Genomic DNA, 690 nt, shown 5'->3' with positions numbered 1-690 from the left:
TCCTCCCTGCATAGATTCGGCTCTTGGCGATACACGATTATGCTCTGTGCCAAGTCTTGCATCCAACTTGCCAAAGCTGCATTCTCTGCAAATCTGCGTACCCTTGAAACTATATCCGTCCTTGCAGAATCGGATGCCTTGCACCTTGGTTCGCTCCTTGTCCTTATAGACTAACTCCAAGAGAACACCTCGCTTTGCAAGTTCATTCTTGAACTTCTGCCAACTATCAGCGCCTTTCAAGGCATCCTTGACGGCATTGTGAATCTCGTATTTGGCACGCTCAGCATTGCGTAATTTGCGAGTATTAGTATTGCTCTTGTCCGTTCCGCAGGTCAGTCCATACTTGGATTTTAGAGCCTTGGTCACCTGCTCATTACGCCTGTAATCATTCCTGTCTGATATGAGCTTGCCCTCATTTTTGATGCGGTTGTACACGATATGACAATGTGGATTGTCCGTATTGTGATGCCTTACGATGATGAATTGGGTATCGTTGATGCCCATCATCTGCATGTATTCAAGGGCTATCTTAGCCATGAACTCATCCGTCAAACGTGGCTTGTCCTCTGGTTTGAAGCTCAATGCAATGTGTCCCACAGGCTTCTTAATTCTTGGATTTAGCTGCCTCTGTAGCTCAAAACTTTGAGCCATCTCGGCATTCGTGCCGAGCAACACGCCATCTGAGGCGAT

At 47.0% G+C, this 690-nt stretch carries 1 protein-coding gene; it reads right to left on the bottom strand.

The genetic code is table 11. From position 1 onward, the window contains the following. Positions 1-690 (bottom strand): relaxase/mobilization nuclease domain-containing protein (locus DWV53_RS15280; protein WP_259319017.1); only part of this gene is annotated, 690 nt, incomplete at both ends.

The organism is Segatella copri (genome assembly GCF_003465495.1).
GTDB lineage: Bacteria > Bacteroidota > Bacteroidia > Bacteroidales > Bacteroidaceae > Prevotella > Prevotella copri_G.
This window is presented reverse-complemented; position numbering and strand designations above follow the sequence as displayed.